This window comes from Rhodococcus sp. P14 (assembly GCF_000256505.1).
Classification (GTDB): Bacteria; Actinomycetota; Actinomycetes; order Mycobacteriales; family Mycobacteriaceae; genus Rhodococcus; species Rhodococcus ruber.
Genome location: NZ_AJFC01000187.1, coordinates 22,368 through 31,386, shown reverse-complemented (window position 1 = coordinate 31,386; position 9,019 = coordinate 22,368). Strand labels below are relative to the sequence as shown.

The window sequence follows — 9,019 nt, the reverse complement described above, 5'->3', positions numbered from 1 at the left end:
GGCGTGCACGGTCATGAACACGGTGGCGTTCTCGGTGCGGGCGAGACGTCGCAGCCGGGCGTGCACGTCGGCGGCGACGGTGAAGGCGACGTCGGCGCTCGCGCCGGACTGCACCGCGGGTCCGGGCCGGTCGGCGGGCAGCACGATGCGGTCCGGGAGGCCGGCCAGCGTGCGGGTCCAGAACTCGCGTTGCCGGGCGGTGGTCGAGTCGGGGTCGTCGGGGTCGCCGAGCGTCTCACGCTGCCACAGCGTGTAGTCGGCGTACTGCACCGGCAGCGGCGCCCACGCCGGCGCCGCCCCCGCGGTACGCGCGGCGTACGCGGCGATCAGGTCCCGGGCCAGCGGCGCCACCGACACCCCGTCCGCGGCGATGTGGTGCAGCACCAGCACCAGCACGTGCTCCTGCGCACCCAGACGCAGCACCCGGGCCCGCACCGGCAGCTCGACGGTCAGGTCGAAACCGGCACCGGCGAAACCCGCCACCGCGGCACGGACCGCGTCCGCGGGCACGTCGACGATGTCGAGGGCGGGGGGCACCGCATCGACGATCACCTGGTGCGGGCCGTCCGCATCGGCCGGGAAGACGGTGCGCAGGCTCTCGTGCCGGCCGGTGAGGTCGCCGAGGGCGGCCGCGAGGGCGGTGCGGTCGAGCGGTCCGCGCAGGCGCAGCGCCACCGGGATGTTGTAGACGCCCGAGGCGGGGTCGAACTGGTTGAGCACCCACATCCGGTGCTGTGCCGGTCCGAGCGGCAGGCGGGCGGGCCGCTCGCGGCGCCCGAGCGCGACGGCGGCACCGGTGCGGCCCGCGGCGCGTGCGGCCAGCGCCGCCGGGGTGGGCGCCTCGAACAGGTCGCGTACCGCCAGGGCGGTGCCGGCGGTGGCGTTGACGCGGGCGATCACGCGGGTCGCGTCGAGGGAGTTGCCGCCGAGGTCGAAGAACGAGGCGTCGGCACCGAGGTCGAAGGACGAGCCGTCGGCACCGAGGTCGAAGGACGAGCCGTCGGCACCGAGGTCGAAGGACGAGCCGTCGGCACCGAGGTCGAAGGACGAGCCGTCGGCACCGAGGTCGAAGGACGAGCCGTCGGCACCGAGGTCGAAGGACGAGCCGTCGGCACCGAGGTCGAAGGACGAGCCGTCGGCACCGAGGTCGAAGGACGAGCCGTCGGCACCGAGGTCGAAGGACGAGCCGTCGGCACCGAGGTCGAAGGACGAGCCGTCGGCACCGAGGTCGAAGGACGAGCCGTCGGCACCGAGGTCGAAGGACGAGCCGTCGGCACCGAGGTCGAAGGACGAGCCGTCGGCACCGAGGTCGAAGGACGAGCCGTCGGCACCGAGGTCGAAGGACGAGCCGTCGGCACCGAGGTCGAAGGACGAGCCGTCGGCACCGAGGTCGAAGGACGAGCCGTCGGCACCGCGGTCGGCCAGGCCGAGCACCTCGGCGAACGCGGCTGCGGCGGCGGTCTCCACGGGTCCGCGCGGCGCGCGGGCCGGGCGGCGGCTGCGGCCGAAGTCCGGCTCCGGCAGCGCCGTCCGGTCGAGCTTGCCGACCGGGGTGAGCGGAACCTCGTCGAGGACGACGATCGCGGCGGGCACGAGATGGGCGGGGAGCTGTTCGGCGAGCCGGTCCCGCAGCCGGTCCGGGTCGAGGGCGCGTCCCGGCACGGGCCGCACGTAGGAGACGAGGACGGTGGAGCCGGTGGGTCCGGGGCGTCCGACCGTGGTCGCGAAGTCGACGTCGGCGTCGGCCGTGAGGGCGGTGTCGATTTCGCCGAGCTCGACGCGGATGCCGCGCACCTTGACCTGGAAGTCGGTGCGGCCCAGATAGTCCAGGACGGGCCGGCCGTCGCCGCCGCGGGTCCAGCGCACGAGGTCGCCGGTGCGGTACATGCGGGCGCCGGACCGGTGGGGATGCGCGACGAACCGGCTCGCGGTCAGGGGTGCACGACCGTGGTAGCCGCGCGCCAGACCGGGGCCGGACAGGTACAGTTCGCCGACCGTGCCGAGCGGCGCCGGCCGGAGCCAGCTGTCGAGGACGAGGGTTTCGGTGCCGGGGATGCCGGTGCCGAGCGTGACCGGCGCGTCGGCGGTGAGGTCGGCGACGGTGGCCCAGATGGTGGCCTCGGTCGGGCCGTAGAAGTTGAGCATCGTGCGGCCGGGCGCCCACCGGCGCACCAGGTCGGTGGGGACGGCCTCGCCGGCGACGCCCACCGTCTGCACGGTGGCGGTCGCAGCCGGGTCGAGGGTGGCCAGCACCGCGGGGGTGACGACGAGGTGGGTGACGGCGGCGGCGGTGAGCCGGGCGGTCAGTTCGTCGCCGCCGACGACGGTCGGCGGCACGACGACGAGCCCGGCGCCGACGGCGAACGCGGCGAGCTGTTCGAACACGGAGGCGTCGAAGCTCGGTGACGCGACGTGCGCGACGCGGGCCGAGAGGGTCAGTCCCAGCACGACGATCTGGGCGTCGACCAGGTTGCCCAGGCCGCGATGGGTGACGGTGACGGCCTTCGGGGTGCCGGTGGAGCCGGAGGTGTAGATCAGGTAGGCCGGGTCGTCGACCCGGGCCGGCGACGTCGCCGCGGGGCGGGTCGCGGCGAGGCGGGCGGTGGTGGCGGGGTCGTCGAGGACCAGCCAGGTCGCCGCGGCACCGGTGAGCCGGGCACCGTGTGCGGAGACCGTGACGCCCAGCCGGGCGCCGGAGTCGGTGAGCATGTGCTCGATCCGGTCCTGTGGATGGCGCGGGTCGACGGGAACGAAGGCGGCCCCGGTCTTCGCGACCGCCCACACGGCGAGAACCGACTCGAACGAGCGGGTGAGCGCCAGCGCGACGGCCGTGCCGGGTCCGGCGCCGTGCGCCGCGAGCAGCCCCGCCAGCGCGTCGGCCCGGTCGTTCAGGTCGCGGTAGGTGATCTCGCCGGCATCGGTGACGACGGCGACCGCGTCCGGGTGACGGGTTGCGGTGCCGGTGAGGATCTCGGCGAGCGTGACGGCCCGGTCCCGGCCGGGGGTGAACGGGGCCGCGACCCCGGGGGCGCCGAGCGCGGCGATGCGGCGGTCCGGGGTGCGGGCGAGCGCCCCGAGCAGCTGCGCGCAGCGCTCGACGAGGTGGCGGGCGGCGACGTCGCCGACCGCGGCGGGGCGGTACCGCAGGCTCAGCTGCGGCCGGTCGCCCGGCTCGACGATCAGGCTCACGGGGTACGGGGTGGCTTCGGCGCCGGTGACGCCGAGAACGCGCATTCCGGCGCTGTCGGCCAGTGCGGAGAGAGCGTCGCGGTCGAGGGGGTAGGACTCGACGACGGCGAGGGTGTCGAACAGTTCGGTGACGCCGGCCGCCCGGTGGATCTCGGGGAGGCCGAGGTGCTGGTGCTCGAGCAGCGCCGCCTGTTCGGCCTGGATGCGGCGCAGCAGTTCGGTGCCGGTGTCGGTGGGCTGCAGGCGCACCCGCACCGGCACGGTGTTGACGAACAGACCCAGCACAGCGTCCACGCCCGGCAGCTCGGGCGGTCGGCCGGAGACGGTGGAGCCGAACACCACGTCGGTGCGGCCGGTGACCTCGGCCAGGGTCAGCGCCCACGCCGCCTGCACGACGGTGGCGAGGGTGACGTCGTGGGCGCGGGTGGCGGCGGCGAGTCCGGCGGCGGTCTCGGCGCTCAGCTCGACGGTGTGGGCGGCGCCGCCGGTGTCGGCCCCGTCGGCGTGCGGGGCGACGAGGGTGGGGGCGTCGATGCCGTCCAGCGCGCGGGCCCACGCGGTCCGCGCGGCGACGGCGTCCCGGCCGGCGAGCCAGGCCAGGTGGTTGCGGAACGACGGCGCCGGGCCGGGCACGGCCGCGCCCGCGGCGTAGGCGGTGAGCAGTTCGGCGACGAGCAGCGGGGTGGACCAGCCGTCGAGGACGAGGTGGTGGTTGGTCAGCAGCAGCCGGTACCGGTCGTCGGCGGTGCGGATGAGGTGGATGCGCAGCAGCGGCGCGGCGGTGAGGTCGAACCGGTCGGCGCGGTCCGTGTCGAGGATGCGCGCCAGTTCGCCGTCGGTGTCGGCGCGGCCGCGGAGGTCGGTTTCCCGCCAGGGCAGCACGGCGGTGTGCCGTACGAGCTGGACCGGACCGGCGGCGGTGTCACGGAAGGCGGCGCGCAGGCTGTCGTGCCGGTCGACCACGGACTGTGCCGCGGCGCGCAGCCGGGCGGCGTCGACGGTGCCGGCGAGTTCGAGCGCGGTCTGCACGGTGTAGTCGTCGGGGGCGTCCGCGGCGGCGTAGCCGGTGTGGAACAGCAGCCCGGCCTGCAGGGGGGACAGGGGCCACAGGTCGGCCAGGCCTCCCCGGTCGCGCTCCCACTCGTCGATCCGGTCCTGGTGGACGGCGACCAGCGGGAAGTCGGAGGGACTGTGGCCGCCGGCGGCCGGGTCGCCGACGTGCCAGGCGAGGGCGGCGAGCGCGGCCACCCACAGCTGTGCGAACTCGTCGACGGCGTCCTCGTCGAGCAGGCCGGTCGCGTAGGTGAAGGTGCCGACGAGTCCGTCGGCGTCGACGGCGGCGTCGATGTCGAGCACCGCGGGCAGCGGCATGCGGGGCTCGCGGGTCGCGGCGGTGCCGAGCGGCAGCCACGGTGCGTCGACCGTGGTGTCGATGCGGCCGAGGAAGTTGAAGGCGATCTGCGGTGCCGGATGCGCGGGCAGGATCCCGGCGACGTACCGGAGCAGGCCGTAGCCGATGCCGTGGTCGGGGACGGCGGCGAGTCGTTCCTTGACCGATCGGATCGCCGCGGCCGCCGCGGCGCCGCCGCCGAGGGCGTCGTCGACGTCGATCCCGGTCAGGTCCACGTCCAGCGGGTGCACGGTGGTGAACCATCCGACGGTGCGGGACAGGTCCGCACCGGGGACCGCTGCCTCCTCCCGGCCGTGGCCCTCGACGCCGACGAGCGTCGCGGGGGCGGGGCGGCCACGGTTGCGGCGCCACCGCTCGGCGGCCAGGCCGAGCGCGGCGAGCAGCGCCTCGACGGGGCCGCAGTGGAACCGCTGGGGTACGGCGGTCAGGACGGCGTCGGTGACCTCGGCGGGCACGCGGACGCGCAGCTGCGCGGAGGTGGCGGCGGTGTCGCGCGCCGGGTCGAACGGCCGCTCCCCCAGCGCCGGATCGGGCGTGGCGAGAATCCGCTCCCACAGTGGCAATTCGTCGCTGCGATCGGTCTCGGTCAGGCCGTGCGCCCACCGGCGCAGCGACGTGCCGACCGGGGCGAGGGCGGACGCGGCACCGCCGTGGGTGTAGGCGGCGGCGAGGTCGGGCAGCAGGATGCGCCAGGACACCGCGTCCACGGCGAGGTGGTGGACGACGGCCACGAGCAGGTCGTCGCGGCCGCCGGGCGAGGCCAGCCACGCGAACTGGGCGACGATCCCGGCGGCGGGGTCGAGCCGGTCCGCGGCGGCCTCCAGCGCGGCCTCGGCGGCGCCGCGTGGCTCGTCGACGGGGGTGCGATGCAGCACCGCCTCGGCGGCGACCGCACCGGCGGGGAGCACCTCGAGTGTGCGGGACGCGGTCAGCCGCATCCGCAGCGCGTCGTGCCGATCGAGCAGTGCCTGCACGGCCCCGGCCAGGTGCGCGGGGTCGGGGTGCTCGGGCAGGCGGATCAGCACCGCCTGTCCGTACCGGTCGACGGGCCCGCCGTCGGTCAGCAGTTCGGCGACGATCGGGGTGGTCTCGACCGGGCCGGTGCCGCCGCCGGGGAGTTCGGCGAGGGCCGGCTCGTCGCCGGTGTCCGCCACCGCGACGGCGGCCAGGGCGGCGACGGTGCGACGTTCGAAGACGTCGCGGGCGGTGAAGCGCAGTCCGGCGGCACGAGCGCGGGAGACCAGGGTGATCGCGACGATGCTGTCGCCGCCGAGGGCGAAGAAGCTGTCGTCGGCAAAGACCCGTTCCACCCCGAGCACCTGGGCGAACAGCGCGCCGATCAGTTCCTCGCGTGCGCCTTCGGGGGCGCGGCCGCCGGGGGTCGCGGTGGCGCCGAAGTCGGGGGCGGGCAGCGCGGCCCGGTCGATCTTGCCGACGGGGGTGAGCGGCAGCTCGGGCAGCACGGTGATCACCGCGGGCACGAGGTAGGCGGGCAGGGTGGCGGCGAGTGCGGCGCGCAGGGCGTCACCGTCGACGGGGGCGCCGGGACGGCCGACGACGTAGGCGGCGAGGACGGTCGCGCCGGCGGGCGTGGAGGTGCCGATGGTGACGGCTCGGGCGACGGTGTCGTGCCGGAGCAGCGCGGCGTCGACCTCGCCGAGTTCGACGCGGAATCCACGGATCTTGACCTGGTGGTCGGTGCGGCCGGCGAACTCGAGCGCGGCGGCTGCGCCGCCGGTGTGTCCTTTGGGTTGTCCTGGCAGCCCGAAGGACACACCGCGCCAGCGGACCAGGTCGCCGGTGCGGTACATGCGTTCGCCGGGTGCCGACGGGTCGGCCACGAAGCGGGCCGCTGTCAGGTCGGGGCGGCCGAGGTAGCCGCGCGCGACACCCGGCCCGGCCAGGTACAGCTCGCCGGTCACCCCCACCGGCACGGGCTGCAGCCACCGGTCGAGGACCAGGGCGCGCATGCCGCGGATCGGTGCTCCGACGTCGACGCCGGCGCCGGGACGGTGCGGGGCGGCGAACGTGGCGGTGACCGTGGCCTCGGTGGGGCCGTAGGCGTTGAGGAACTGCCGGCCCCGGGACCACCGGTCGGCCAGGTCGGGCGGGCAGGCGTCCCCACCGACCACGACCGTGCCGATCTCGGGGTGCTCGTCGGGGTCGAGGGTTGCGAGCACGGCCGGGGTCGCGTCGAGGTGGGTGACTCGTCCGGCGTGCAGTACCTCGGCGAGCTCGGCGCCGCCGTAGGCCTGCGGCGGTACCACCACCAGGGTGGCGCCGGCCGCGAAGGTCACCAGCAGCTCCTCGATCGAGGAGTCGAAGGCCGGCGAGTACAGGTGGGTGGCACGCGAATCGGGGGTGACGGCGAGCCGCGTGCGGGCGTCGTCGGCGAGGTTCGCCAGGCCGGCGTGGGTGACGACGACGCCCTTGGGGGTGCCGGTGGACCCGGAGGTGTAGACGATGTAGGCGGCGTGCTCGGGTCGGACGATCCGGTCGGTGATCGGCGCGGCGTCCATGTCCGCGACCGCCGCGACGGTCGCGGGGTCGTCCAGCACGATCCAGTCGGTGTGCTCGGGCAGGCCGTCCCGGTGCGCGGCGACGGTCAGGCCGATGCGGGCGCCGCTGTCGCGCAGGACGTGGTCGAGCCGGGCGCGGGGGTGGCCGGGGTCGACGGGCACGAACGCGGCCCCGGTCTTGGCGACCGCCCACACGGCCTGCACCGAGTCGAGCGAGCGCGCCAGCGCCAGCGCCACGGTGGTCTCCGGTCCGGCGCCGCGGGTCAGCAGCAGCCGGGCGAGCCGGTCGGTGGCGGTGTCCAGTTCGGAGTAGGTCACGGTGCGCGGACCGTCGATCACGGCGACGGCACCGGGGTCGAGGGCCGCCCCGGCGGTGAGCAGGTCGGCGAGGGTGCGGGCGGGCACCGGCTCGGCGCCGCGGGCCGGGACGAGGGCCGCGCGCTCGTCGTCGCCGAGCAGGTCCAGGTCGGTGAGCCGCCGGCCGGGGTCGGCGGTGGCGAAACGGTGTAGGAACGCGAGGAACCGTCGGTGGTGCGCGGCGAGCTCGTCCCGGGTGTACAGGTTCGGGTTGGCCTGGAAGTCGAGGTGCGTGCTGTGCCCGCCCGGGTAGAGGTTGACGAAGAGGTCCTCGATGAGCCCGGAGGTGAGCACGTGGACCCGGCCGGTGAGCGCGCCGAGCCGGACCTGGTGGTCGAACAGCATGAGGTTGACCGACGGGCCGAACCCGGCGGCGTGGTCGCCGGTGAGACCGAGGTCGCGGGCGATGTCCTCCTGCCGGTACCGCTGGCGGCGCAGCGCCCCGGTCAGCTCGAGTTCCGCTGCGGCGATCACGGAGGCGACGGTGGCGGCGTCGGTCCGCAGCCGCAGCGGCACGACGTTGGCGAGCATGCCGCCGGAGCGGCGCAGCACGGCGGTGGTGCGGGCCGAGACGGGCAGGCTGAGCATCACCTCGTCGTGGCCGGTCATCCGGGCGAGGTAGGTGCCGAACGCGGCGACCACGAGCGGGGCGAGGCTCGACCCGCGACGGGCCGCGGCATCGCGCAGGGCCTGCTCGGTGTCGGGGGGAAGTTCCGCGCCGACCAGCAGTGGATGCGCGTCGGCGGGGGCACCCCGGCCGGCCAGCGACACGGGATCGCTCAGGCCGGCCAGGTGTTCGGTCCAGTACGCGCGGTCGGTCTCGAACCGCGGGGAGCGCCGGTAGGCCTCGTCCGCGGCGACGATGTCGGGCAGCGCGGCGGTGCGCGGCGCGTGCACCGTGGTTCCGGTGACGGTGGCGGTGTAGCGCTCGGCGGTGCGCGCGACGAGGGTCATCGCTCCGACGCCGTCGAGGGCGATGTGGTGGATTCGGGCGTACCAGAACCAGCGGTTGTCGCCGACGCGCAGCACGGCGGTGACGGTGAGCCGGTCGGTGCACATGTCGACGGGGGCGGTGTAGTCGCGCTCCATCCAGTCGCGGGCCGCGGCGACCGGGTCGGCTTCGCCCCGCAGGTCGACCACCGTCAGGCGCTCTCCGGTGTGCACGACGGTCTGGAACGGGTGACCGTCCTCCTCGAGGATGCGCAGGAACCCGGTGCCGAACTCGCGTCCGACCGCACGCGCGGCAGTCTCGAGGGCGTCGAGGTCGAGATCCCCGGTGATGTCGACGTACTGGGCGATGTTGACGGGCGTGTCGCCGGCCAGGTGCTGGGCGAACCAGATGCCGCGCTGGGCCGCCGAGAGCGGAAACGCGCCGGTGGGCTGCGGGGCACCGAGATGTGCGTGGGCGACCGGGCTTTCGTGCAACACGGGGGTACTCCTGACGACCGGTGGACTGTGCTGCTTCCACGGTCGTCCGCAGACCCCGATGCAGATACCGACCCCAGCGGTGGAGGTGGCACCCGCAGGGGTGGTCGAGAATCAC

The 9,019-nt window shown here is 75.5% G+C and carries 1 protein-coding gene; it reads right to left on the bottom strand.

Features of this window, described 5'->3' with window-relative positions; translation table 11 throughout:
• Positions 1 to 8,904: non-ribosomal peptide synthetase (locus OEY_RS28460; protein WP_010594426.1), on the bottom strand; the 8,904-nt coding region annotated here is incomplete at its 3' end.
• Positions 8,905 to 9,019 lie beyond the last annotated feature (115 nt).